Origin of the sequence: Acidovorax sp. LjRoot66 (assembly GCF_964253305.1) — a bacterium.
Lineage (GTDB): Bacteria > Pseudomonadota > Gammaproteobacteria > Burkholderiales > Burkholderiaceae_C > Acidovorax.
Window position 1 is genome coordinate 3,643,298 of record NZ_CAXUQU020000001.1, and the last position, 22,304, is coordinate 3,665,601.

General features: G+C 67.3%; 26 protein-coding genes. 16 read left to right on the forward strand and 10 right to left on the reverse strand.

The features are described from left to right. Window positions 1–154: 154 nt before the first annotated feature. From ACSQ3Y_RS17130 to ACSQ3Y_RS17155, 6 genes are all read left to right on the forward strand, one after another. Window positions 155–1,285: an alkene reductase gene (locus ACSQ3Y_RS17130; protein ID WP_436178199.1), complete on the forward strand. Its 1,131-nt coding sequence runs from the start codon at window positions 155–157 to the stop codon at window positions 1,283–1,285. A 54-nt stretch (window positions 1,286–1,339) separates the two neighbouring features. Further along, window positions 1,340–2,368: a zinc-binding alcohol dehydrogenase family protein gene (locus tag ACSQ3Y_RS17135; protein ID WP_436178200.1), complete on the forward strand. Its 1,029-nt coding sequence runs from the start codon at window positions 1,340–1,342 to the stop codon at window positions 2,366–2,368. 35 nt (window positions 2,369–2,403) lie between these two features. Next, window positions 2,404–2,682, forward strand: a complete 279-nt coding sequence (locus ACSQ3Y_RS17140; RefSeq protein ID WP_428000983.1) for a putative quinol monooxygenase — start codon at window positions 2,404–2,406, stop codon at window positions 2,680–2,682. 417 nt (window positions 2,683–3,099) lie between these two features. Next, complete coding sequence (locus tag ACSQ3Y_RS17145) at window positions 3,100–3,669, forward strand: cytochrome b (RefSeq protein WP_436178201.1); 570 nt, start codon at window positions 3,100–3,102, stop codon at window positions 3,667–3,669. A 184-nt stretch (window positions 3,670–3,853) separates the two neighbouring features. Beyond that, window positions 3,854–4,813, forward strand: a complete 960-nt coding sequence (locus ACSQ3Y_RS17150; protein WP_436178202.1) for a cation diffusion facilitator family transporter — start codon at window positions 3,854–3,856, stop codon at window positions 4,811–4,813. Between the two features lie 289 nt (window positions 4,814–5,102). After that, window positions 5,103–5,687, forward strand: coding sequence for a DUF1801 domain-containing protein (locus tag ACSQ3Y_RS17155; protein WP_436178203.1), 585 nt, complete (start codon window positions 5,103–5,105; stop codon window positions 5,685–5,687). A 133-nt stretch (window positions 5,688–5,820) separates the two neighbouring features. Here the strand turns inward: ACSQ3Y_RS17155 and ACSQ3Y_RS17160 are convergent, their stop codons facing one another. From ACSQ3Y_RS17160 to ACSQ3Y_RS17175, 4 genes are read right to left on the reverse strand one after another with little or no spacing between them, the layout of a single operon-like run. Next, on the reverse strand, window positions 5,821–6,471 hold the full coding sequence (locus tag ACSQ3Y_RS17160; protein ID WP_436178204.1) for a DUF599 domain-containing protein: 651 nt from the start codon (window positions 6,469–6,471) through the stop codon (window positions 5,821–5,823). Window positions 6,472–6,486: 15 nt separating this feature from the next. Next, the gene (locus tag ACSQ3Y_RS17165) at window positions 6,487–6,933 is read right to left on the reverse strand and encodes a DUF6691 family protein (protein ID WP_436178205.1); all 447 of its coding nucleotides are present in this window, start codon (window positions 6,931–6,933) and stop codon (window positions 6,487–6,489) included. 18 nt (window positions 6,934–6,951) lie between these two features. Beyond that, window positions 6,952–7,383, reverse strand: a complete 432-nt coding sequence (locus tag ACSQ3Y_RS17170; RefSeq protein WP_057204548.1) for a YeeE/YedE family protein — start codon at window positions 7,381–7,383, stop codon at window positions 6,952–6,954. Then, complete coding sequence (locus ACSQ3Y_RS17175) at window positions 7,373–7,717, reverse strand: ArsR/SmtB family transcription factor (RefSeq protein ID WP_057269360.1); 345 nt, start codon at window positions 7,715–7,717, stop codon at window positions 7,373–7,375. The genes ACSQ3Y_RS17170 and ACSQ3Y_RS17175 overlap by 11 nt, the downstream gene beginning before the upstream one ends. Before the next feature lie 124 nt (window positions 7,718–7,841). Here ACSQ3Y_RS17175 and ACSQ3Y_RS17180 point away from each other — a divergent pair, with 124 nt between their 5' ends. The 3 genes from ACSQ3Y_RS17180 to ACSQ3Y_RS17190 all read left to right on the forward strand — a co-directional run bounded on the left by ACSQ3Y_RS17180 (window position 7,842) and on the right by ACSQ3Y_RS17190 (window position 10,213). Beyond that, window positions 7,842–8,720 carry an MBL fold metallo-hydrolase gene (locus ACSQ3Y_RS17180; RefSeq protein ID WP_436178206.1) on the forward strand — a complete coding sequence of 293 codons (879 nt, stop codon included), beginning with the start codon at window positions 7,842–7,844 and terminating at the stop codon, window positions 8,718–8,720. A gap of 311 nt (window positions 8,721–9,031) precedes the next feature. Beyond that, window positions 9,032–9,421 carry a rhodanese-like domain-containing protein gene (locus tag ACSQ3Y_RS17185; protein WP_436180130.1) on the forward strand — a complete coding sequence of 130 codons (390 nt, stop codon included), beginning with the start codon at window positions 9,032–9,034 and terminating at the stop codon, window positions 9,419–9,421. A gap of 354 nt (window positions 9,422–9,775) precedes the next feature. Beyond that, window positions 9,776–10,213, forward strand: coding sequence for a hypothetical protein (locus ACSQ3Y_RS17190; RefSeq protein ID WP_436178207.1), 438 nt, complete (start codon window positions 9,776–9,778; stop codon window positions 10,211–10,213). On the opposite strand, the gene ACSQ3Y_RS17195 is transcribed toward ACSQ3Y_RS17190, so the two are convergent. Both ACSQ3Y_RS17195 and ACSQ3Y_RS17200 read right to left on the reverse strand, forming a co-directional pair. Further along, window positions 10,173–11,468 carry an HD-GYP domain-containing protein gene (locus ACSQ3Y_RS17195; protein ID WP_436178208.1) on the reverse strand — a complete coding sequence of 432 codons (1,296 nt, stop codon included), beginning with the start codon at window positions 11,466–11,468 and terminating at the stop codon, window positions 10,173–10,175. The genes ACSQ3Y_RS17190 and ACSQ3Y_RS17195 overlap by 41 nt on opposite strands. A 135-nt stretch (window positions 11,469–11,603) precedes the next feature. Then, window positions 11,604–12,242, reverse strand: a complete 639-nt coding sequence (locus tag ACSQ3Y_RS17200; RefSeq protein ID WP_436178209.1) for a TetR/AcrR family transcriptional regulator — start codon at window positions 12,240–12,242, stop codon at window positions 11,604–11,606. Window positions 12,243–12,330: 88 nt separating this feature from the next. Here ACSQ3Y_RS17200 and ACSQ3Y_RS17205 point away from each other — a divergent pair, with 88 nt between their 5' ends. The 6 genes from ACSQ3Y_RS17205 (at window position 12,331) to ACSQ3Y_RS17230 (ending at window position 16,949) form a co-directional block, all read left to right on the forward strand. Further along, window positions 12,331–13,386 carry a saccharopine dehydrogenase NADP-binding domain-containing protein gene (locus tag ACSQ3Y_RS17205; RefSeq protein WP_436178210.1) on the forward strand — a complete coding sequence of 352 codons (1,056 nt, stop codon included), beginning with the start codon at window positions 12,331–12,333 and terminating at the stop codon, window positions 13,384–13,386. Between the two features lie 112 nt (window positions 13,387–13,498). Then, window positions 13,499–14,725, forward strand: coding sequence for a hypothetical protein (locus ACSQ3Y_RS17210; protein WP_436178211.1), 1,227 nt, complete (start codon window positions 13,499–13,501; stop codon window positions 14,723–14,725). Window positions 14,726–14,777: 52 nt separating this feature from the next. Further along, the gene (locus ACSQ3Y_RS17215) at window positions 14,778–15,212 is read left to right on the forward strand and encodes a hypothetical protein (RefSeq protein ID WP_436178212.1); all 435 of its coding nucleotides are present in this window, start codon (window positions 14,778–14,780) and stop codon (window positions 15,210–15,212) included. Window positions 15,213–15,494: 282 nt separating this feature from the next. Further along, the gene (locus ACSQ3Y_RS17220; protein WP_436178213.1) at window positions 15,495–16,304 is read left to right on the forward strand and encodes a hypothetical protein; all 810 of its coding nucleotides are present in this window, start codon (window positions 15,495–15,497) and stop codon (window positions 16,302–16,304) included. Between the two features lie 36 nt (window positions 16,305–16,340). Beyond that, window positions 16,341–16,481: a hypothetical protein gene (locus ACSQ3Y_RS17225; protein WP_428000970.1), complete on the forward strand. Its 141-nt coding sequence runs from the start codon at window positions 16,341–16,343 to the stop codon at window positions 16,479–16,481. Window positions 16,482–16,622: 141 nt separating this feature from the next. Next, window positions 16,623–16,949 carry a hypothetical protein gene (locus tag ACSQ3Y_RS17230; protein WP_428000969.1) on the forward strand — a complete coding sequence of 109 codons (327 nt, stop codon included), beginning with the start codon at window positions 16,623–16,625 and terminating at the stop codon, window positions 16,947–16,949. Between the two features lie 33 nt (window positions 16,950–16,982). Here ACSQ3Y_RS17230 and ACSQ3Y_RS17235 read toward each other — a convergent pair whose 3' ends face one another. Continuing rightward, window positions 16,983–18,017: a P1 family peptidase gene (locus ACSQ3Y_RS17235; protein WP_428000968.1), complete on the reverse strand. Its 1,035-nt coding sequence runs from the start codon at window positions 18,015–18,017 to the stop codon at window positions 16,983–16,985. Window positions 18,018–18,189: 172 nt separating this feature from the next. On the opposite strand from ACSQ3Y_RS17235, the gene ACSQ3Y_RS17240 reads away from it, so the two are divergent. Continuing rightward, on the forward strand, window positions 18,190–20,823 hold the full coding sequence (locus ACSQ3Y_RS17240; RefSeq protein WP_428000967.1) for an RCC1 domain-containing protein: 2,634 nt from the start codon (window positions 18,190–18,192) through the stop codon (window positions 20,821–20,823). Between the two features lie 26 nt (window positions 20,824–20,849). Here ACSQ3Y_RS17240 and ACSQ3Y_RS17245 read toward each other — a convergent pair whose 3' ends face one another. From ACSQ3Y_RS17245 to ACSQ3Y_RS17255, 3 genes are read right to left on the reverse strand one after another with little or no spacing between them, the layout of a single operon-like run. After that, window positions 20,850–21,245 carry a copper-binding protein gene (locus ACSQ3Y_RS17245; RefSeq protein WP_057204585.1) on the reverse strand — a complete coding sequence of 132 codons (396 nt, stop codon included), beginning with the start codon at window positions 21,243–21,245 and terminating at the stop codon, window positions 20,850–20,852. Beyond that, window positions 21,242–21,748: a DUF411 domain-containing protein gene (locus ACSQ3Y_RS17250; RefSeq protein WP_428000966.1), complete on the reverse strand. Its 507-nt coding sequence runs from the start codon at window positions 21,746–21,748 to the stop codon at window positions 21,242–21,244. The genes ACSQ3Y_RS17245 and ACSQ3Y_RS17250 overlap by 4 nt, the downstream gene beginning before the upstream one ends. A gap of 23 nt (window positions 21,749–21,771) precedes the next feature. Continuing rightward, a complete protein-coding gene (locus ACSQ3Y_RS17255) occupies window positions 21,772–22,296 on the reverse strand; it encodes a cupredoxin domain-containing protein (protein ID WP_436178214.1) in 525 nt (174 codons plus the stop codon). Window positions 22,297–22,304 lie beyond the last annotated feature (8 nt).

Genomic DNA, 22,304 nt, shown 5'->3' on the forward strand with positions numbered 1-22,304 from the left:
GCATTGGGTGGAGTTGTGGGGCTATTTTCAATATTTTATTGAAGGTGGCTTCAATGCGTGGGTGGTTTTTCAATTGGCCGCAAAGGAAGACCATTGCGTCATGCAAACGGCACTGCCGCCGTCCCACACCCACCAGCTACCGGAGCCCAAGCCCATGACCGCCACTGCATCCCCCCTGTTCCGCCCCCTGCAACTGGGCCCGCTGGCGCTGCCCAGCCGCATCGTGATGGCGCCCATGACGCGCGCCCGCAGCAGCCAGCCGGGCGACGTGCCCAACGCGCTGATGGCGCAGTACTACGCCCAGCGCGCCAGCGCCGGCCTGATCGTGAGCGAGGCCACGCAGATCTCGACCCAGGGCCAGGGCTACAGCTTCACGCCCGGCATCTACAGCGACGCGCAGGTGGACGGTTGGCGCCGCGTGACCGATGCGGTGCATGCCGAGGGCGGGCGCATGGTGCTGCAGCTGTGGCATGTGGGGCGCATGTCGCACGCCAGCTTTCATGCCGACGGCTTGCCCGTGGCGCCCTCGGCCATTGCGCCGCAGGCCCAGGTGTGGGTGGCGGGCGATGATGGCGTGGGTCGCATGGTCGACAGCCCCGTGCCGCGTGCGCTGACGACGGCGGACATCCAGGCCGTGGTGGGCGACTTCCGCCGCGCGGCGGCCAATGCCATGCGCGCCGACTTCGATGGCGTGGAGATCCATGGCGCCAATGGCTACCTGATCGACCAGTTCCTGCGCACCACCTCGAACCAGCGCACCGATGCCTACACCGGCGCCACCTTGGAAGGGCGCACGCGCTTTGCGCTGGAAGTCGCCACCGCCGTGGCCAGCGAGGCCGGGGCCGAGCGCACCGGCATGCGGCTGGCGCCCTTCATCACCCAGCGCGGCATGGACTGCCCCGAGATCATTCCCACCATATTGCACCTGGCGCGCCAGCTCGACGCCACGGGCCTGGCCTACCTGCACCTGGTGGAGGCCGACTGGGCCGATGCGCCGCAGATCCCCGACGCCTTTCGCACCGCGCTGCGCCAGGCCTACCAGGGCCGCGTGATCGTGGCCGGCGGCTACGACGCCGCACGCGCCAGCCAGGTGCTGAGCGATGGCTTTGCCGACCTGGTGGCGTTTGGCCGGCCCTTCATCGCCAACCCCGACCTGCCTCGGCGCTTGCGCGATGGCCTGCCGCTGGCCGCGTTCGATGCCAAGGCGCTGTTCGGCGGCGATGCATCGGGCTACAGCGACTACGCGGCGTACGAGGCAACTGCCGTCGACCTGGAAATCGCCTGACCCGTTCAACTGTCTTCTTTTTTGCTTACGCTATCCCCTGAAAGGACCCGTCCCATGAAAGCCGTTGGTTACCAGCAATCCCAGCCCATCAGCCACCCCGATGCGCTGCTCGACATCACCCTGCCCGAACCCGTGGCCACCGGCCACGACCTGCTGGTGGAGGTCAAGGCCGTCTCCGTGAACCCCGTGGACACCAAGGTGCGTGGCAGCAGCTCGCGCAGCGCCCCGGTCGAAGGGCAGGACTACAAGGTGCTGGGCTGGGACGCCAGCGGCATCATCAAGGCCGTGGGCCCCGACGTCACGCTGTTCCAGCCCGGAGACCGCGTGTGGTACGCCGGCTCCATCGCCCGCCCCGGCACGAATGCCGAGCTGCACCTGGTGGACGAGCGCATCGTGGGCCATGCGCCCAAGAGCCTCGATTTTGCCCAGGCCGCCGCATTGCCCCTCACGGCCATCACCGCGTGGGAAATGCTGTTCGACCGTCTGGGCATCGCCCCTGGCAAGAAGCCCGAGGGCAAGACGCTGCTGATCATCGGCGCATCGGGCGGGGTCGGTTCCATCATGACGCAGCTGGCCTCGCGGCTCACCAGTCTCACGGTGATCGGCACCGCTTCGCGCCCCGAAACCCAGGCCTGGGTGAAGGAGCTGGGCGCCCACCACGTCATCGACCACAGCAAGCCGCTGGCCGGGGAACTCAAGGCCATCGGCTTCCCGACGGTGGACTACATCGTCAGCCTGACCCAGACCGACGAGCACCTGGCGCAGATCATCGAAGCCATTGCGCCGCAAGGCAAGTTCGGCCTGATCGACGACCCCCAGGCACTCGACGTGATGCCCTTCAAGCGCAAGTCCGTCTCCATCCACTGGGAGCTGATGTTCACCCGCTCGCTGTTCGGCACCGCCGACATGGTCGGCCAACACCACCTGCTCAACGAAGTGGCCGCCCTGGTCGATGCGGGCCTGGTGCGCACCACGCTGGCCGAGCGCTTTGGCAGCATCAACGCCGAGAACCTGAAGAAGGCGCATGCGCTGCTCGAATCGGGCAAGGCGCGCGGCAAGGTGGTGCTGGAAGGGTGGGCGTGATGGCGGCGCAACCAAAGCCAACCACGCCCCTGGTCATGTTGGCCGTTCTGCAGGCCCGGCCTGGGCAGTATGACCAGCTGCGCGCCGCCCTGACGGCGCTGGTGCCCCTGACCCGCGCGGAACCGGGCTGCATCGACTACACCCTGTTCGAGCAGGCCGATGCACCCGGCACCTTCTACATGCGCGAGTCGTTCACCGACCAGGCGGCACTGGATGAACATATCGCCACGCCGTACTTCCAGTCGTTTGCAAAGCGCTTCGATGAGCTGCTTGATCGGCCGCTGCACCTGATCTATCTGAACGAGGTGGTGTGATACGGGCCGGGGCCAGTGCTGGCGCCCCGTTGCACGCGGGCCTGAGCGCCTCAGGGCCGTGTGCCAACCTGTCTTTATAAGACGCCCTTAAGGCGCAGGCCGCAGCATGCAGTGATCTGTCTCCCGTAGCCACTGCCCGCTTGCATCACACGTTCACACCATCTCTGTCCAGGCCAGCCCATTGCGCGCTGGCCTGGGCGGGTGCGCGGCCCCTGGCTGGCCAGCGCATGCATACCCCCGACCCGATAGGCGATGTTGTCTTGGATCAAGCCCGTGCGGGTTGGTCTCTGTTGTACTGGCCCACAGGCCGCGGGACGTGCGCCGCCGTACGGACGCAGGCCCTCGCGTTGGCAGATGCTTCATTCAACGACAAGGCCCCCGCATGAACACCGATCCAACCTCTGTCCCTGGTATGCCATGAACTGGCGCAACACCAAACACCACTACGGTGCGCTGTCGATGGCGCTGCACTGGGCGATGCTGCTGCTCATCGCGGCGGTGTATGCCAGCATCGAGCTGCGCGGATTCTTCCCCAAAGGCAGCGGCTTGCGCCAGGACATGAAGACCTGGCACTTCACGCTGGGCCTGTCGGTGCTGGTGCTGGTGATGCTCAGGCTGGCGGTGGCCCTCACCAGCACCGTGCCCCGTATCCAGCCCGAACCGGCCCGCTGGCAGCATCGGCTGGCCAGGCTGGCGCATTTCGCGCTGTATGGGTTGATGCTCGGCATGCCCTTGCTGGGCTGGCTGGCATTGAGTGCCCAGGGCAAGAGCATCCCGTTCTTCGGCATGCAGCTGCCGCAGCTGGTGGCTGAAAACAGGTCGCTTGCCGACTGGGCGGAGGACATCCATGAGGCATTCGGCTCCGTCGGCTACGCGCTGATAGGGGTGCATGCCGCAGCGGCGCTCTTCCATCACTACCTGATCCGCGACAACACCTTGCGGCGCATGCTCCCCTGGGGCCGAACGGACGGGACGCGGCTGCTGTGAACGCCCCTGCCGCAGCGCGATCGCCATGGTGCAGGCCAGCCAGTTCCCCTCAGGAAGGACCCATGAACATCCCCCTCGCTACCAACGCACCCCTACTCGCCCGGAATGCCGTCAGGTGCGCAGGCTCACCGTTTCTTGCGAGTACGCTCGCCGGCCGCCGCCGGCCTCAGTCAACGGTGGTGACATGATTCAGGGCGGCAATTTCCCTGACGAGTCCGAGGACACGCAGCACACTGCGGCCGAGCGGGCGGCAGCGGGCTCGCGCAGCACCTGGGTCAGCGTGGGTGTCAACATCTGCCTGACGGTGGCGCAGGTGTCCATCGGCATCCTGTCCCAATCGCAGGGCCTGGTGGCAGATGGCATCCATTCGCTGTCGGATCTGGTGTCCGACTTCGTCGTGCTGCTGGCCGGCCACCACGCCAGGAAAGACGCCGACGAAGACCACCCCTACGGCCACCAGCGCTTCGAGACAGCAGCGTCGTTGGTACTGGGTGGGCTGCTGCTGGCGGTGGGCGTTGGCATGCTGTGGTCCGCATTTCGCAAGCTGGAGTCGCCCGAGACCGTGGCGCAGGTCCACATCGTCGCACTGTGGGCGGCGGGCGGTGCGCTGGTGGCCAAGGAGCTGCTGTTTCGCTACATGCTGGCGGTGGCCAAGCGGGTCAAGTCGAGCATGCTGGTGGCCAATGCATGGCATGCACGCTCGGACGCCGCCTCTTCGCTGGTGGTGGGCCTGGGCATCATCGGCAACCTGGCCGGCTACCCTATCCTGGACCCCATTGCAGCCCTTATCGTCGGCTTCATGGTGTCGCGTATGGGGTGGAGTTTTGGCTGGGACGCCTTGCACGACCTGATGGACCGATCTGCAGACGAGACCGAGGTTGCCGCCATTCGCCAGACACTGGCGCAGACGCCTGGCGTGCAGGGCGTGCACGACCTGCGGACACGCAAGATGGGCGACCTGATCGTGGTCGACGCCCACCTGGAGGTCGATGCCGCCATCAGCGTCGAAGCGGGCCACGACATCGCCGTACAGGCCCGCCTGCGTGTACTGCAGCGCCACCGCGTGCTCAACCTGATGACGCACGTGGACCCCTGGCGCCGGCCTGACATGGACCATGCCGGCCCCGCTGCGCCGATGGGCTGAATCCGGGCGAGCCCACCCGCACCGTCACCGCGCGCCCACTGCCGCTACCTGCCATCACCCATCACCGTTTGCTGCGCCAGGCAGACGGGGGCTGGCGCAACTTCACCGAGGGCTGTTACCCTTCGCACTCTTTTTATAGGCAGGCAATCACCCATTGGGGTGGCTGACCTGCCATTCACAGGGAGTGAACACCATGGCCAACAGCAAGCCAGAGACGAAGCCGCCTGCGCGCAAAGTGGCAGCGGCGAAGTGTTTACCTTCCAAAGCGAAAGCGCCTACCAAGGCGCCCGTGACAGCCCCAATCCCCACAAAGAAGACCGCAGCCCTGGCCAAACCCGCACCTGCGGCAACTAGGAATGTGGCAGCCCCGGCCAGAAAGCCCACTGCCGTCGCCCAGAAAGCCGCAGCGCCCGTCCAAAAGGCTGCGCCCGCCAAGAAGCCGCCCTCCGCCACACCGGCCAAGCCCGCCGCCAAACCCGGGCTTCTGTCGGGCGACAACCCGCAGATCGCCAAGGCCGACGGCGATGCGCCCGTGCAGGCCTATATCGCCGCCATCCCTGACGACTGGCGGCGCACCCTGTGCGCCCGGCTCGATGCGCTGGTCGAGGCCAACGTGCCCCAGGTGACCAAGGCCGTGCGCTGGAACTCACCGTTCTACGGCATCGCGGGGCAGGGATGGTTCCTGGGCTACCACGTGTTCGCCAAGTTCATCAAGGTGAGCTTTTTCAAGGGCGCATCGCTGAACCCCGCCCCGGCCGGCGGCACGGGCGAGGATGCGCGCTGGGTCAACCTCCATGAGGGTGGGCTGGACGAGGCGCAGATGGTGACGTGGATACGGCAGGCGGCGGCGCTGCCGGGGTGGGGCAAGAACTGAGAGCGGTGCAGCCTGGGGGGCGCAGCGGCGCGAAAGAGCGCCCGCGTCGGTTTGATGTGGCGCCCATGGCATGGCTGGCCGGTGGAGCCCGCCCGAGGGCCAGCGCGCGTCCTGCCCTCGTAGTACCCGCCTCTCACTCCCCCGCAGAAAACCGGTCGAAGTGCAGCAACGCCGCCACCACCAGCAGCGCCCCCGCCACGCCCGCCAGCGGGTGCAGCAAAAAGGCCACCACCGGCACCAGCAGCATGAGCTGCCGCAGGCCCCAGCTGTAGAGCAGGCCGGCCTTGCGCACATAGGCGCTGCCGGCGGCGGCCCAGCGCTGGCGCTGGGGAGCGCCCACGGGCATGCCGCCGATGAAGCCCGCATGGTTGTAATAGCGCACGGCCATCACCGATGCGACGAGCGACGCGAACAACAAGCACAGCAGTACCAATTCCATGGCCAGCCGGGGCGTGACATGGGGCCAGTCCGCAGTGGCGGCGGCGGCCTCGCCCAGCGTGGCATGCAGCGTAGGCGCGGTGAGCGACAGCGCGCCCATGAGGCCCAGCACGGCGGTGGACGCCGTCATGGTGGCCGACATCAGCGAGTTGCGCAGCGTCTGCACGGCCAGGATTTCGGAGCCCGGCTGCGCCGAAATGGCGGCGAACCAGTCCTCGCGCAGCGAGGCATGGGCTGTGCGTGCCAGCCGTCCCGGGCTGCGCCGCTGGGCTACGGCCGCCCAGCCTTCGTATGCGGCAATGATGCCCAGGGTGGCGATGGCGGCAAGCCAGGGGCTGGTGGTCATGGCGGTCAAGCCCGCTCAGGCCGCCTGGGGTGCGCTGCGCGCCCGCCTGCGCCCCTCCAGCCATTCAAAGGCGCCCATGCCTGCCAGCATGGCCAGCACGAATACCACGGCCTTGGGCTCGCCTGCCCCCAGCGACACGATGGCCGGCCCGGGGCAAAAGCCCGCGATGCCCCAGCCCGCACCGAACAGCAGGCTGCCCAGCACCAGGCGCCGGTCGATGTGGCGCGCGGTGGGCAACTGCATGGCGCCGCCCAGCACGCTGGTGGTGCGTTTGCGGGCCACGGCGAATGCGAACACGCCCACCAGGATGGCGCCACCCATCACAAAGGCGAGCGAGGGGTCCCACAGGCCGGCCAGGTCAAGAAAGCCGAGCACCTTGCTGGGGTCGGTCATGCCCGAGATGATGAGGCCCAGGCCAAAGACCAGGCCGATGCCGAATTCGGAAATGCGTTGGAGCTTCATGGATCGATCCTTCTGTGATCAGGCCAGCACGTGGCGGATGAGGTAGACGGTGGCAAAGCCCGCCCCCATGAAGGCCAGCGTGGCCACCAGCGAGCGCGGCGACAGGCGCGACAGGCCGCACACCCCGTGGCCGCTGGTGCAGCCCGAGCCATAGCGCGTGCCCACGCCCACCAGCAGCCCGGCCAGCACCACCATGCCCCAGCCGGCGTCGATGCGCACTTCGCTCGCGCCCACCGCCAGGCGGTAGAGCAGGGGGGCGGCCAGCATGCCCAGCACGAAGGCGACGCGCCACGCAACATCCTGGCTGCGTGGGTGTAGCAGGCCGCCCAGGATGCCGCTGATGCCCAGGATGCGGCCATGCAGCAGAACGAAGGCGGCAGCCGCCAGGCCCAGGATGAGGCCGCCTGCGAGCGCGGCCCAGGGGGTGAAGTGGTTCCAGTCAATCTGCATGGGGTGCCTCCGTGGGTGCACAGAATTGTTCGAACAGGGTCTGCATGACGGCCAGCGCCTGGGGGCTGGCGATCTGGTAGTAGATGTGCTTGCCGTCGCGGCGGGTGGTGACCAGCCCTTCGTCGCGCAGCACACCCAGTTGCTGCGACAGGGTGGGCTGGGTGATGCCCACCAACGCCTCCAGCTCGCCCACGCGCTTTTCTCCCTCGGTGAGCTGGCACAGCAGCAGCAGCCGGTCGGGGTTGGACAGCGCCTTCATCAGCCGGCAAGCGCTGTCGGCCGAGCGGCGCAGGCTTTCCAGGTCCATGGGGGTAGTAGTGGCTTCGGCCTGCATGGGTGCTCCATAGGTTGCGGGTTGCGGTGAGGTGAATCAATGTCGTGGTCGGTAGTTTATTGACAAACAAAATATCTGTCAATAAACTATAAACATCTTAATTGATGGCGCAAGGACACACACCATGCAACCGCACGACCAGCCCCAACCCCAGGTTCAAGCCTTCTTCGACCCCGCCACCTGGACGGTGACCTATGTGGTCTTCGACCACCCGGGTGGGCATTGCGCCATCGTCGACCCGGTGCTCGACTACGATCCCAAGGCCGGCCGCACGCGCACCGCGTCGGCCGGCAAGGTGGTCGACTTCGTGCGCGCGCAGCGTCTCACGGTTCAGTGGATTCTGGAAACCCATGCCCATGCCGACCACCTCACGGCCGCGCACCACCTGCGCGACGTGTTGGGCGGGCAGATCGCCATTGGCGCCGCCATCACCCAGGTGCAGAAGGTGTTCAAGGGCATCTTCCACCTGGAGCCGGGCTTTCATGCCGACGGTGCGCAGTTCGACCACCTGTTCGCCGATGGCGAGGCTTTCCGCATCGGCAGCCTGCAGGCGCAGGCCCTGGCAGTGCCGGGCCACACCCCGGCCTGCATGGCCTACCAAGTGGGCGACGCCGTGTTCGTGGGCGACACCCTGTTCATGCCCGACGTGGGCACGGCGCGTTGCGACTTTCCGGGCGGCAACGCGCACACGCTGTACCAGTCCATCCGCAGGCTGCTGGCCCTGCCGCCCGACACGCGCCTGTTCATGTGCCACGACTACCCGCCCGCCGGCCGCGAGCCCGCCTGGCAGACCACGGTGGCCGCGCAGCGCGCGCACAACATCCACGTGCACGACGGCGTGGGCGAGGATGAATTTGCCGCCATGCGCACCCGGCGCGACGCCACGCTGGAGATGCCGGTGCTGATCCTGCCTTCGGTGCAGGTCAACATCCGCGCCGGCGACCTGCCGCCCAAGGACGACAACGGCGTGGCCTACCTGCGCATACCGCTCAATGCGCTGTGACGACCGAGGCTCCGCAGCCCTGCTTACCACAACCCAACCAGGAGACTTGACACCATGAAAACCGCACACGAGCTCGTGGCCGAGGCCAAGGCCCATGTCACCGAAGTGCCCATCCTAGGGCCTGTTAACACTAATTTCGGGGTCGCGAAGGCCCTTGCCGGCGTGCCAGTCTAGGCGCGCGACGCCGCGTGTGCTCTTGCACACGCAAGGAGCGCAACGACGAGTGGCGCGCCGGCAAGGGCCTTCCCTTCGGGTTGCCCTGCCTGGGGGCCGTCTGCGGCGTTGCCCGCGCTTGCAAGGTGCAAACCTTGCTGCGCACGCGCGCCTTGCATCCAGCCCCCAGGCCGTGCAACGCGATCCCCGAAATTAGTGTTAGCAGGCCCTGGGCGCAAGACGCCATCCGCGCCGCCGACCTGCTGATCGACGTGCGCGAGGCCGACGAGTTTGCCGCCGGCCACCTGCAGGGCGCCGTGGGCATGCCCCGGGGCGTGCTGGAGTTCCGGCTTGCCGGCAACCCGGCTTTCGAGCGGCGCGACCTGCGCATGGTGCTCTACTGCAAGACCAGCGGCCGCGCTGCCCTGGCGGCGCGCTCGCTGCAGTCCATGGGCTACCTGAACGTGCAATCCATCGCCGGTGGCATCGAGGCCTGGATGCAGGCAGGCCTGCCCATCGTGCTGCCCGAGCAGCCCTCGTTCGACTGAGGTGCATGCCCGTGCGGATGCCTGTCCTTGTGCCCGCACTGCTCAAAGAGGCCGTACTCTCAGGCACCATCGCCTTGCCAGTCCACTGAAACCGAGAAATCGGCTGTGCGCCGGGGTGGCAGGGGGATGCAGCGCAAGGCGCGGGCTGCGGCCAAGGCTGGCCGCCTTGGCAAAGCCCGCAACGCGGCGATGCGCCCGCTGCCACCCCGGCCCGAAGGGTGAGGGTCTGGCAGGGCCGCACTCGTCGTTGCCGTGCTCGCCGGGTGTGCAACCCGGCTGCGCCCGCCGCCTAGATTGCGGCCCTGCCAGACCCTCACGCACAGCCGATTTCTCGGTTTCAGTGGACTAGCCATCATGCCGCTGTCGCCGCTGTTCAAGGCGCTGGGCCTGCGCATAGGCCACTATGGGCCGAAGTTTGCCGGGCTCTATCTCGACGATCCCCAGCCCTGGCAGATCTTTCTGCAGCACCTGGTCATCGGCTGGCTGTCCGCGCTGCCCCTGCTGGTGCTGCTGCTCTGGGCCCCCCGCGCGTCGCGCTGGTCGCTGGCCGCCGGTGCGGCCTACGGCGCGCTGTACTACGTGGCGGTCAATTCCCTGGCGCTGCCCCTGTATTTCGCAGACGCCACGCCCTGGCAGATGGGGTGGCCCACCATCTGGCCCAGCCTGGCGGGGCACATCCTCTTTGGGGCCTGCACCGGGTTCACCTCGCGGCGCTTCGTGCGGGGCCATCTGGCAAAGGCCATGGGCCGCACTACCAGGCCTTCCCGGAAAAGCCCGACCACAGCTCGTTGAGGTCCGGAAATTTCCATTGGTCCGGGTCTTCGCGCGCCACGATCTTCTCCGTGCAGCTGGGGGCTGCCAGGTCCACCACCTCGGGCGGAATGCGCAGGTCCGATTTGGTCGAGAAGAACACCTTCACCTTGGGCGAGGTCAGCGACTGCTGGCCCTGCTCGGTCACCACGCCGATGCGCCCGGAGGTCAGCCGCACCAGCGAGCCCACGGGGTAGATGCCGATGCTCTTCACAAACGCCTGGAACAGCCGGGGATCGAAGTGCCCTTTGGTCCACTCGGCCATGCGGCGCAGCGATTCGGCCGGATCCCAGCCGCGCTTGTAGGGGCGGTCGGAGGTGATGGCGTCGTACACATCGCAGACGGCCGTCATGCGCGCGATCAGGGTGATCTGCTCGCCCTTGAGCTTGTCGGGGTAGCCTGAGCCATCCATCTTTTCATGGTGGTGGCGGCAGGCATCGAGCACCGCAGCCTCCACACTGCCGCCCTCCTGCAGCATCAGGTAGCCCTGCACGGGGTGGCTCTGCACCACGGCAAACTCTTCATCCGTCAGCTTGCCCGGCTTGTTGAGCACCGCCAGCGGAATGGCCGCCTTGCCCAGGTCATGCAGCAGCCCCGCCATGCCGGCCACTCGCGTGTGCTCTTCATTCAGGTTGATTTGCTTGGCCAGCGCCACCATCAGCGCGCACACCGCCACCGAGTGCATGTAGGTGTAGTCGTCTGCCGTCTTCAGGCGGGCCAGGCTGATCAGCGCGCCCGGGTTGCGGGTGACCGAGTCCGAGATCTCTTCGACCAGGCTGCGGGCGTTCTCCGAATTGACCGCCTTGCCCATGCGCGCCTCGCTGAACATCGAGACCATGGCCTGCCTGGCTTCTCCGCAGATCGATGCGGCCGCCTGCAACTCGCTGTGCATGCTGGCGGCAGCCCGGCCACTTGCGCGCCGGGGTGCCGGGGGCGGTGAAGGTGGAGAAGGCGGGTCGACCTGCAGGGGCGGCAGCTTGTCGAGCATGCCGAAATCGGTCTCCACCTGAAAATCCGCCTCCTCGCGCGAGACGGAGCGCACACCGGCCGCCACGTCCAACCCCTTGGACGTGTCGATCCAGACCTCTTCGATGGACGCGGCCTTGATGCGCGCCAGGTCCTTGGGCTCCTTCAAGACGAACTTGGCCCGCCAGAACGGGTGGTCCATCCAGGAGCCGCAGAAATCGTGCACATACATACCCAAGGTAAGGTGCTGGATGCTGATGCGCTTGAGCATGGGGGAGTGTCCTGTGGCGGCCAAGTGCCTGGTCCATTCTTGTCCATCGTCGGGCTGGTAACAAGCGGGTGATTGCCACTGTGGCAAAAACTCCCTTGCGGTGGTTTCGGGCAGCAGGTTCGCAGGGCAGGGCCCTCAGCCCGCCGCTTCGACCAGCGCGCGCCCCGCAGCGCGCAGCACCTTGCCCGCGCTGTCGCCCAGCAGCAACGAGCCACTGCTGAAGGCCCCGTCGATCAGCAGCGAGAGCTGTGATGCCGTCACCTCGGGCTTTTTCAGCCCCATGCGCTTGCACAGCGCGGCCAGGCGCCTCTTCTGCTCCAGCCGGTGCGCGGCCGATATGGCGCGGGCCGGGTGTGTCGGGTCGGCAAACTCCGCTGCCACGTTGAGCTGCGGGCAGCCGCGGTAGCCGGGGCGCGCCACGCGCTCGCCCACCCAGGCGAGCAGGGCGTCGAGCTCGGCGGCGGCATCGGGTGCGTGCGGTGCAACGGCTCCGTCCCACTGCTGCCAGAACTCCCGGTCTTCGCGCTCCAGAAAGGCGGCGACCAGGTCGTCCTTGGTGCGGTAGTAGCGGTACAGGCTGGTCTTGGCGATCTGCGCGCGTTCGATGACCAGGTCGATCCCCACGGCGCGCACGCCCTCGGCATAGAACAGCTGGCAGGCCGTGTCGAGAATGCGCTGCTGTACGTCGCCCATGGGCGGCATGTTCGCGGTGGTGAGCGCCCCCGGGTCTGAATGGGCTGCGCTGGTGGTCTTGCGGGCGGCGGTAGGGCTCATGCCGGCATTGTCCCATATCCCGGGTTGACACGATACAGACCTGTATGTAGCATCGCGCCACCTTCAATAAAACGTACAGGTCTGTATCGTGATCGAAAACACCTCCACCGCTTCGTCTTCTTCTTCCACTGCACTGCGCCCCGTGCTGGTCTACGGAGCTGCTGGGCACACCGGGCGCTTCGTGGTGCAGGCCATGCGCGAACAGGGCCACGCTGTGCTGCTGGCCGGGCGCGACATAGGCAAGCTGCAGGCGGCATTCCCAGATGCCCCTTCGGACCAACTGCGCGTGGCAGAGCTCGACGATGCCGCTGCGCTCACGCGCCTGCTGGCCGAAAGTGCGCTGGTCGTGAACTGCGCCGGCCCCTTTGCCGACAGTGCGCCCCAACTGCTGCAGGCCGCGCTGCACGCCAGCGTGCACTATGTGGACGTGTCGGCCGAGCAGCCCACGTCGCGCGAGGTCTTCGCGCAGTGGGGCGAGCGCTTCACCGCCGCCTGCCTGTGTGCCGCGCCCGCCGTGGCCTTCTATGGCGCGCTGGGCGACCTGCTTGCCACCAGCGTCCTCGGTGACTGGCCCGGCGCCGATGCCATCGAGCTGCATATCGCCCTGGACAGCTGGCACCCCACCGAGGGCACGCGCAAGACCGGCCAGCGCAACGCCGGCCGCCACGTGGTGTATGCCAACGGCCAGTTCCAGGCACCACCCGCTGTGGCCCCGCGCAAGACCTGGGCTTTTGCCGCGCCGTTCGGCCAGCAGGGCGTGGTGGGCTTTTCCAGCGCCGATGCCGTCACCATCGCCCACCACATCCGCGTGCCCGACGTGCCCGCGTGGATGAACGAAACCCCGCTCACCGAGCTGCGCGCCGCCGATACCCCGGCGCCCGTGGCCGTGGACGCATCGGGCCGCTCGGCCCAGCGCTTTCTTGTGGAGGTGGTGGTACGCCGGGGCAACGAGGAGCGCCGCGCCAGCGCCAGCGGGCAGGACATCTACGCCATCACCGGCCCCCTGGCCGCGCAGGCCGTCGGTCGCATACTGGGCGCGGGCGGGGGGCTCACCGGGGCCTTGTCGGCGGGGCAGTTGGGCGATGCGCGCAGCTTTTTGCAGGCGTTGGCTCCGGGGTACCTGCAGCTCGACTTTGGCGGGTAATGGGGCAGGTGCCATGCCCCTGCGCCTCGCCGTAGAAACGGGATTGGGTTTTTGCCTGCCCCATGCGATCATCCAATTCAATGACCCATCCACCAACCACGGGAGTTGCAGTGTGAGCGAGATAGCCAAGGTTGAAGAACCCAACGCGTTGCTGCTGCAACAGCAACAGCAACAGCAACAGGCCATGCCCGGCCTGGACGGTGTCGAACGCGTCGTGGCCGAGCCGCTGCGCTTCAAGGCCAAGCTGGCCATCGGCGAGAACGCCTATGCCTCGCTGCGCATGGTCAACCGGGGCCGCGAACTCTGGGACGTACTGGGTGCAGCCGGCGCCGGGGCGGCCATCGCCAAGTCCGGCCTGGTGGCATCGGCGTTCTTTGCGCCCTCGGGCCTGATGGGGGCGCTGGGTGTGGGCGCGGCGGCAACGCCCGTGGGCTGGGTGGCCTTTGCCGCGCTTGCCTCGGGCGGTGCCTGTTATGGCATGTACCGCTGGCTCGGCCATTCCAAGGGCAGCCGGGTCATCGAGATCCCCCGCTACCTCAACACCCCGCTGGACACTCTGGGGCTGGCGTTGTTCGACCTGATCGCGCCGCTGTCGCTGCGGCTGGCCGCCTCGGCCGATGGCACAGTGGCGCCGCAGCGGCGCGCGTTTCTGGCCGCGCATCTGGTGGACGAGTGGGGGCTGGATGATCGCTTCGTCACACAGGCCATGGCCGCCATCGAGCCCGGCCTGGCCGATGCGGCGGCGGGCGAGCTGGCGCGCGAACTCTCGACCTTCCTGCATGCCAACCCGGACTGCAACCACAAGGTGATCGCGGCGGAGATGGGCCGCTTTTTGGCGCAGATGCTGGAGGCGGGCGGGGCGCCGCTGGCCGACCCCGAACGGCAGTTGTTGGCCCAGGTGCAGCAGACCCTGCTGACGCCACCGCCCGGCGAAGTGGCCAAGGCCTGGACCCGCGCCAGGGAGCACGCGGGCCAATACAGTGGCCAGGTGGCCGAGGTGGCCGGCAAGGCGGCAATATGGACCAAGGAACAGCTGCCAACCGTGCAGCAGATGGAGGAACTCAGAATGCGTGGTACCGAACTGCCCGGTCAGATTGCGGGCGCCGTGGGCAAGGCCGCCAGCTGGACCCGGGACCAGATGCCCACCGCCCAGCAGGTGGAGGAATTGAAGAAGCGCGGCGGTGAGCTGACAGGCCAGGCGGCCGAAACCCTGCGCAGCGCCACCCGCGCAGCGCAGGACGCGTTGCCCACCGCCGAGCAAGTCCAGCATGGGGCGCAGCGCACGGGTGAACTGGCCCGCAAAGGGCTCGATAGGCTCCGGGCGAAGCTCGGTCGTTGAACCGGGCTGGGCGCGGGGGCAGGCGCATCGATCTGTCTATGATGCTGCGCGTATGAAGAAGCCTCTGCTCGCCGCTGCGCTGTTCCTGCCCCTTGTGCTGTGTGGCTGTGACGACGCGCACAGTGCCCGCATCGAGGAAACCCGGGGCCGCCTGGTCGGCACCTGGCTGCGCGAGGCCGAGTTCGAGGGGTCCAAGATGCGTATGGTCGTTGCCCTGGGCCAAGACGGAAAATTCAGCGAACACGCGAAGGTCGTGGCGCCGGATGGCACCACGCAAAGCGAGCATTACAGCGGCGAATGGACTTATGACGGCACCAATTTCAAGCGCCGCTATCTTCAACAAGCCGGCCGCCAGTTCTCAGGCGGTGGCATCCGCTACGCCACCTACCAGCTCACGTCGCTGACCCGCACGGATTTCACGGGCAGAGACAACCGCGAGGGCCGCGAGATTACCTACCGCCGGGTCACTGAAGGCACGGAGCCTTGATGAGCACCGGGCTGTGAAGCCGCCGTAGCGGCTATCACTCCTGCGCCCCCAACCGCAGGCCCAGGGGGCACCGCCATCGTCGCGCCCAGCAGCAGGAACTGCGCTACCACAGAGCCTTACTGCGGAACACGGTGTTGGCGGATGGCCATGGGCTCGACGACCCAGGCAGTCATCCGGCGCCGCTATAGTGCCAACGCAGGGCCGCGCCTGGAGAGGGGCACGGCTCTTGCAGCCAGAAACGGCTGGACAAAAGCACCGCAAAAGAAAAGAAGGAACACCCCGATGCCCGGACCCCACCTCGACGCCCCGCTGTTCATCAAGGACATCTACGAGACCCAGGTCGATACCGCCAAGACCCCGTTCTTCTACAACGACGGCGGCGCCCCCGTCTACCTGGCCGATCCGCCCGCCGACGTCACGCCGCTCACACCCGCCGCCACCGACCCGGCCCTGGCAGTGGGCAACGAGTACCTGGTGGCCGACGTGCTGGGCGTCAAGCCAACGCCGCCCTGGGGTGTGGAAACTCAGCTGGGTTTTGCGGCCGAGCAGGTGGAGTTTGCGCCGCTGTGGGCCACGCGCAGCATGGCGGCGGCGTTTGGCATGACGTTGGTGGAGCCGGGGCAGGCGGTGCGGATCGAGAGCCCGGTCACCGCGCTGCAGCAGGTGGAGTACGAATACGGCGCCTTCGCCGGCCACTGGTCACCGTACCAGGGTACCGGCAATGCCCTGCTCAGCGTGGTCTGTACCGACCTGGAGCACCATGATTTTCCGCATGTGTTCGCCTCCACCGACCCCACCCAGCCGCTGGTGATCTCGGTGGGCCGCTACTGGCCGGCGCTGGGCAAGATACGCCTGGCCGACCTGTGGGTGCCGCGCGGCAGCGCGCTCTACGTGCCGCCCAAGCCGGCCAGCAGCGACCCGGCGGCGGTGATCGACCTGCACAACAACCGCAACTCGGCCCGGGCCTGCTGGGGCAATATCCGTCAGAACAGCATCACCACGCACACGCTGCTGCAGACCGAGGGCGGGTTTTTCTATTGGTACTGGAATGGGATTGCGACCGTGCACAGCCGCCCGGTGGCGGTAAGCTGAGCCATTGGTGTGAAGAATCGACAGGGAGCAATGACCATGGACTTGTCCGACCTGAGCATCGGCGTGGGCACCGCCATGCCGGGTGGCTACGCCAAGCCTGTGGACTTCATCGATGCGGTGGACCAGCGGCTGTATGCGGCCAAGAAGAATGGGTGCAACCGGATTGAAGTGGTGTGAGCGAGCGGGAGGCACATGGGCTGCATTCTTTCTTTCAATGGACCTGACGCGGACGTGGCGCAATTGCTTGCGCTGAGTCCTGTGGAGCCCATCAATGTATGGCGGCGGGGTGAGCCTTTGAGTTCCAGGCCGAACAGCAGATTGGCCCGCACCTCGGGGGTGGTTTTGCAGATCAGCGATGCGGAGTTCGAAGAGCTGGAGTTGCAACAGGCGGATGCGATCCGCTTCCTCAATGACCACGACCAGGCGTTGCAGGCCATGCGCACCGTCAAAGGTGTGGAGGTCGCATGCGTGGACTTTGGTATCGCCATGCGCAGCGTCATTGTCCAGTCCGATAGATTCCCCGCCGAGCTGATTGCAGCACTTGCCAAGGTGGGCTGCACCATGGAACTGACGCAATATCCCACGGGGCCCAAGGCCAGGAACCTGCGGCGTTACCGCAAGGCATTCCGGGCATCGGCCCCCTGAGGGATTTCACAGCGCCGGGAGTCGGCGGCCAGTTCAGGCCAGATCGCCGGCGCAAGGCAGGTACAGCCCCTCCACCGTCGTGATCGACCGCGCCGCGCGCACGGCCCGCGCCGTGGCAATCGCCGTGGCCTCGGCCGCCATGGTCGACAGCACCATCATCCCCGGGTTCTTGCCCGAGACGCCCGTGCCCAGGGTGAAGAGCGTGTCCCCATCGGACATGGTGTGCACCGGGTTGATGCTGCGCGCCAGGCCGTCGTGCGCGGCCACGGCCAGGCGGTGGGCCTGCGCCTTGGTGATGGTGGCATCGGTCGCGATCACGCCGATGGTGGTGTTGGTGCCTGCCAGCAGGGGCTTGGGTGCCTCGCCGCGCAGCAGGGCACGGCGCGTGTCGCGCAGGTGGCGGCCATCGTCGGTGCGGGCGCCGGCGATCACCTGCGCCGTGTCGGGGTCGATCACATCGCCCAGGGCGTTGCAGGCGATCAGCGCGCCAACAGTGACGCCATCCACGGTGACCGATGCCGTGCCGATGCCACCCTTCATCGCGTTGTGGATGCCGAAGATCTTGCCCACGGCGGCGCCCGTGCCCGCGCCCACATTGCCCTCGGCCGGGTCGGCGCGCGAGGCGGCCTCGCACGCGGCGTAGCCGGCGGCGGCATCTGGGCGAACGCGCATGTCGCCCACCAGCAGGTCGAACAGCACGGCGCTGGGCACCAGGGGCAGGCGCCCCACCACCACGTCGAAGCCGATGCCGCGCTCCTCCAGCCAGCGCACCGCGCCGCTGGCGGCATCCAGCCCCCACGAGCTGCCGCCCGCCAGCATGATGCCATGCACCTTTTCCACCAGGTTCGACGGGTCGAGCAGGTCCGTCTCGCGCGTGCCGGGCGCGGCGCCGCGCACGTCCACCCCACCGACTGCGCCTTCGCGCGCCAGGATCACGGTGCAGCCCGTGGGCCGACGCGTGTCGGTGAAGTGGCCGACCTCGATGCCGGGCACGCGGGTGATGCTGCCGGCGTCGTGGTTGGCGTGGGTGCCGGAAGAGGGAAAAGTGGTTGTCGTTGAGGTCGTCATGGCCTGTGATTATGGGCGGTGGAAAAGCGCGGTCAGCAGGTCCAGCAGTCGACCTGTTTTCGGCCCCGATGTAACAGTGTGCTTTGAGGGCGTTTGAACGTGACGGGTATCACCTCTCTTGCGACAGCGGAGCACCACAATGGGGCGATAAAACAAGAGAGGAAGGATCACCATGACAACGACACCACCCTGGTGTCAGGCTTTGGCCTGTCTGCTGCCCGCGCTGCTTGCGGGCCTGGGTTCATCGGGCGCCGTGCAGGCGCAGAGCATTGCAACGGGTTCGCGCCACGGGCTGGCACTGCAGCCCGATGGCAGCGTGCTGGCCTGGGGCGACAACCGCCAAGCCCAGCTGGGTTTTGGCAAAACCGTGTATGCCGATGTTGCGCGCGAGATCGGGCTGCCGTCCAGGGCCGTTGCCGTGCGTGCCAGTGCGGCCGGAGCGCTGGTCCTCGATGCCGAAGGCAACGTATGGAGCTGGGGCACCAACCGCAAAGGGCAGTTGGGCGATGGCACGCTCGCGGACCGAAGCACACCCAAGGTGATTTTCAGGGGGGCTACCGCCATCACCAATGGCGATGAATACCTGCCCTCGTTTCTGATCGACAAGGATGGGCAGCCCTGGTGGTGGGGGCCGCTGCCCTCCGGTGTGGACGCCACGGCGCCCGAGCGCGCAGCGCAGGTGCCTGCGCGGCTCACGCAGATTCAGCAGGGTGGTAAAACCACCATTGCGCTGGACGACCAGGGCAAGGTGTGGTCTTGGGGCGAGGGGGTTGCCTGTGCTGGCTCGCCTGCATTCACAGGGCCTGTGGCCATGGCAGATCTGCCCCCGCTCAGGGACATCGTCATCGTCGCCAATCCGTCCAACCGCGCAACACCTCTGTACCAGCAGCCGAGGTTCCCGAGTTCCCTGGTGTATGGCTTGGACCGGGATGGAAAATTTTGGAAATGGGGGACCGAGCCCAACTTTCCCAGCCAGTTGGATGTGCCGCCGCCGCCAAAAACCTTTTGCCCGCCTGTCCAGACATCGAAGGACAGTAGCGGCTTTTCGTACATGCTGCGGATCCATCCGGATCTGGTGCGCGCTGGCGTGGATATCCAGCGCACCATTGCGGGCAGCTGGAGCATGCTGGGGCTGACCTCTGGTGGCGATCTCTGGCAATGGAAAGACGTGATTGAAGGGGAAGCTCCCGGCGTGCGCCTGACTTTGCGACGCGTCGCCACCGATGTGATCGATGCGAGTGGCTATGCCAGCGAGGGGATCTATCTGCGCCCGGGCCTTTTGTACATCACACGCGATGGCAAGCTCTACGGCATGGGCTCCAATACCAGCGGGCATCTGGCCACACCGGCAAGCGAGATCAGTGGCCTGTCCAGTCCGGGGCGCGTGGCCTTGCCTGCGGGCGCCGCGAGCGTGCATGCGCAGCCCACAGGCAGCTATGCGCTGCTCAACGATGGAAGAATTTTTGCCTGGGGCCTGGGCGCTGCCGTGTTCGACCTGGCCAGGTACTTCGACATGGGGCGCTATTCGCAGACGCCCACCCACTTTCCATTGCCTGCACCGGTCGTGAAGCTGGCTGTCGGGTTGGACCAATGGCTTGCGGTGGATGCCTCGGGAAGCGTCTGGAGCTCCAACGGCTGGGGCAGTGAAAGCCGGCCCGGCAATGCCTACCAGGCGGCCATGGTGAGCCGATCCACCGGCATGCCGCTGGCGAGGGATGCCGCAGTAGGCAGCTATGACTACGGTGCAATCCTCGGAGTCGACGGGTCCGTGTGGACCATCGGCAGCGGTGCAGGCATTGCCCGACCCCCACCCGGGATTGGCATGGCGGAGTTCTTTGCCTGGCAGGCACTTCCGCGCAAGGTGCTTGGCCTGCCGCCCTCCATCGTGCAGGTGGCCTCTATCGGAGATGTGAGCGCCAAGGCGTCGTATGCCCTGGACGCCTCGGGCGGAGTGTGGTTCTGGGGTGACCGCACTTTTTATGGAATCGCCGGCCAGGATGGCGCGGCCCTTCCATTCGTCGAGCGCACTGTCAACACCCCCATGCTGCTGCCCCTGGGGCAGAAGGCCACTGCCATCCGCACCCATGACCTGAGCTTCTGCGCGGTCCTGGAAGATGGCTCTGCGCAGTGCTACGGCAAATTCTTCAACGAGCATCTCGGCCAGCAGTTGCGGCTGCATGCGCCGATCAGGGAGCTGTCCATCGGCGCGGATGAGCAGACACTGGGGTTGGCGCGCGGAAAACGCAACGGAACTGTTCATTTCCGCCTTGCCGACGGCACCGTCTGGGCCTGGGGCCAGGGCCGCTACGGGCAACTGGGCGCAGGTATCCATGCCAATACCGCAGAGCCCATTCCCGTCAGCAACGAGGCCGGCACAGGCGACCTGGATCTCGACCCGGCAACACCCAATGTGCCTGCGGCAAGCCGTCCGCCATTCCGTGTCAAGACGCGCCTGGCGGGCAACCTGCGCACGCTGTCGTTCAACGCGGACGTGTTCGGTGCCGGTGATGGTGGTGCGGGCAGCGGCGCCACCAACCTCTACGTCTTTGCCACTGCAGACCTGCGCACCTGGATGCAGCTGGACGAGCAGGGCCAGTGGAGCCTGCTGCGCTCGCCGGTGCCCGCTGCGGCCAGCAACGCGCCGCTTGCCGGGCAAAGCCAGTCGGTGCCGCTGCCCATCCTGCCGCAGTTCGTGGGCACGGGCCTGGCGGGTGTGCGGGTATTCGTGGGGCAGGGGCGCGATGCGCAGGAGATGCTGCAGGCGCAGCGCTTTCGCGAGGTGCTGGAGCTGGCGCCGGAGGAGTGAGTTCTCTGTCGTAAGGCGGTGTGCTCTCAGTTCGCCACCGGCTCGATGCGCGTCACCACATAGGCGCCGGCCTGCTGTTCGGCGCGAAAGCGCACCTTGGCCCCCGCCTTGACCTGCGCGGCCTGGGCCGGGTCGGTGATGCGGAACACCATGGTCATGGGCGGCATGTCCAGGTTGCGGATGGGGCCGTGGCGCAGCGTGACCTTGGCGCTGGCGGCGTCCCAGCGCACGACCTCGCCTTCGCTGAGCTCCGGTGTGGCGGCAGCAGGGGCCTTGGTCGCCTGGGCCGCGGCGGGCGCCGCGTGGCTGCCGTGGTCTTCGCCATGGTCATGGTCGTCGCCGGCGAAGGCGGTTGCCGCGCTGACAAGGAGTGTGGTGGCGAGCAGGGCGATGCGCAGTGGGTGGGTGGTGTGGTGGGTCATGTCGATGCCTTCTGATTGCCGGGGTAGTTCTTGAAAACGCGGGTGCTGCCGTTGCGTGCAACCAGCAGCACGGCATAGCTGTCCTTGCGGCCGCCGTAGGCGGGGCCGTCCATGCCGGGCGAGCCGATGGGCATGCCCGGCACGGCCAGGCCCAGCGCGTCGGGCTTTTGCCGCAGCAGCGTGCGAACGTCGCTGGCGGGCACATGGCCCTCGACCAGGTAGCCGCCGATCAGCGCGGTGTGGCACGAGCCGAGCTTTTGCGGCAGGCCCAGGCGGGCGCGTACGGCGTTGTTGCCGGTGTCGTGAACCTTCACGCTGAAGCCGTTGGCCTGCATGTGGTCCACCCAGTCCTGGCAGCAGCCGCAGTTCGGATCTTTCCAGACTTCCACTGGCGTGGGTGGCGCAGCATTCACAGCAAAGGGCAGGGCGCCTGCGGCCAGCAGGGGCAGGGTGGTGGCCAGCCAGGCGCGGCGGGTGCTGGGGGTGGTTGGTACGTTTGTCATGGGATGGGCTTTCTTGTCGGTAGTCAGCCCTTGCGGGGCAGCACATTGATGGTGCCGACCATGCCGGCCTGGTAGTGGCCGGGGATCAGGCAGGCAAAGTCGAAGCGGCCCGCACGGTTGAACTGCCAGACGATCTGGCCGCGCTTGCCGGCGGCGACGTGGGCCATGTAGGGCTCGTCGTGTTCCATGCCGGGGTGTTTGGCCATCATCTCGGCATGCTGGGCCAGGGTTGTCTGGCTGCCGAGCACGATCTCGTGCAGCAGATGGCCCTGGTTGTGCACCACCAGGCGTACGGTCTCGCCTTCGTGCACCTCGATGTGGGCGGGGGCAAAGCGCATGTCGTCGCCCATGCGGAGGGTGATGGTGCGCTGCACGGCCTTGGGGTGGCCGGCAATGCCCCAGTCCTGCTGCTGGGCGGGCAGGGCGGCCTTGGGGGCGGTGCCATGGGGTGCGTTGCCATGGGCCCATGCGGCGCCGGTGCTGGCCAGCAGGGTAGCGGCGGTTGCAAGGTGCAGGGTCAGGCGGCTCAGCGATTGGAGGTTGTTCATGGTGTTTC

What these genes read in the sequence shown, in the direction of transcription:
- ACSQ3Y_RS17160 (WP_436178204.1), bottom strand. Translation starts at nt 6,471, where the DNA reads ATGACCACCAGCCCCTGGCTTGCCGCCATCGCCACCCTGGGCATCATT.
- ACSQ3Y_RS17250 (WP_428000966.1), bottom strand. Translation starts at nt 21,748, where the DNA reads ATGACAAACGTACCAACCACCCCCAGCACCCGCCGCGCCTGGCTGGCC.
- ACSQ3Y_RS17175 (WP_057269360.1), bottom strand. Translation starts at nt 7,717, where the DNA reads ATGCAGGCCGAAGCCACTACTACCCCCATGGACCTGGAAAGCCTGCGC.
- ACSQ3Y_RS17190 (WP_436178207.1), top strand. Translation starts at nt 9,776, where the DNA reads ATGCCGCTGTCGCCGCTGTTCAAGGCGCTGGGCCTGCGCATAGGCCAC.
- ACSQ3Y_RS17255 (WP_436178214.1), bottom strand. Translation starts at nt 22,296, where the DNA reads ATGAACAACCTCCAATCGCTGAGCCGCCTGACCCTGCACCTTGCAACC.
- ACSQ3Y_RS17140 (WP_428000983.1), top strand. Translation starts at nt 2,404, where the DNA reads ATGTTGGCCGTTCTGCAGGCCCGGCCTGGGCAGTATGACCAGCTGCGC.
- ACSQ3Y_RS17220 (WP_436178213.1), top strand. Translation starts at nt 15,495, where the DNA reads ATGCCCGGACCCCACCTCGACGCCCCGCTGTTCATCAAGGACATCTAC.
- ACSQ3Y_RS17235 (WP_428000968.1), bottom strand. Translation starts at nt 18,017, where the DNA reads ATGACGACCTCAACGACAACCACTTTTCCCTCTTCCGGCACCCACGCC.
- ACSQ3Y_RS17225 (WP_428000970.1), top strand. Translation starts at nt 16,341, where the DNA reads ATGGACTTGTCCGACCTGAGCATCGGCGTGGGCACCGCCATGCCGGGT.
- ACSQ3Y_RS17200 (WP_436178209.1), bottom strand. Translation starts at nt 12,242, where the DNA reads ATGAGCCCTACCGCCGCCCGCAAGACCACCAGCGCAGCCCATTCAGAC.
- ACSQ3Y_RS17130 (WP_436178199.1), top strand. Translation starts at nt 155, where the DNA reads ATGACCGCCACTGCATCCCCCCTGTTCCGCCCCCTGCAACTGGGCCCG.
- ACSQ3Y_RS17145 (WP_436178201.1), top strand. Translation starts at nt 3,100, where the DNA reads ATGAACTGGCGCAACACCAAACACCACTACGGTGCGCTGTCGATGGCG.
- ACSQ3Y_RS17165 (WP_436178205.1), bottom strand. Translation starts at nt 6,933, where the DNA reads ATGAAGCTCCAACGCATTTCCGAATTCGGCATCGGCCTGGTCTTTGGC.
- ACSQ3Y_RS17215 (WP_436178212.1), top strand. Translation starts at nt 14,778, where the DNA reads ATGAAGAAGCCTCTGCTCGCCGCTGCGCTGTTCCTGCCCCTTGTGCTG.
- ACSQ3Y_RS17180 (WP_436178206.1), top strand. Translation starts at nt 7,842, where the DNA reads ATGCAACCGCACGACCAGCCCCAACCCCAGGTTCAAGCCTTCTTCGAC.
- ACSQ3Y_RS17135 (WP_436178200.1), top strand. Translation starts at nt 1,340, where the DNA reads ATGAAAGCCGTTGGTTACCAGCAATCCCAGCCCATCAGCCACCCCGAT.
- ACSQ3Y_RS17240 (WP_428000967.1), top strand. Translation starts at nt 18,190, where the DNA reads ATGACAACGACACCACCCTGGTGTCAGGCTTTGGCCTGTCTGCTGCCC.
- ACSQ3Y_RS17150 (WP_436178202.1), top strand. Translation starts at nt 3,854, where the DNA reads ATGATTCAGGGCGGCAATTTCCCTGACGAGTCCGAGGACACGCAGCAC.
- ACSQ3Y_RS17245 (WP_057204585.1), bottom strand. Translation starts at nt 21,245, where the DNA reads ATGACCCACCACACCACCCACCCACTGCGCATCGCCCTGCTCGCCACC.
- ACSQ3Y_RS17170 (WP_057204548.1), bottom strand. Translation starts at nt 7,383, where the DNA reads ATGCAGATTGACTGGAACCACTTCACCCCCTGGGCCGCGCTCGCAGGC.
- ACSQ3Y_RS17195 (WP_436178208.1), bottom strand. Translation starts at nt 11,468, where the DNA reads ATGCTCAAGCGCATCAGCATCCAGCACCTTACCTTGGGTATGTATGTG.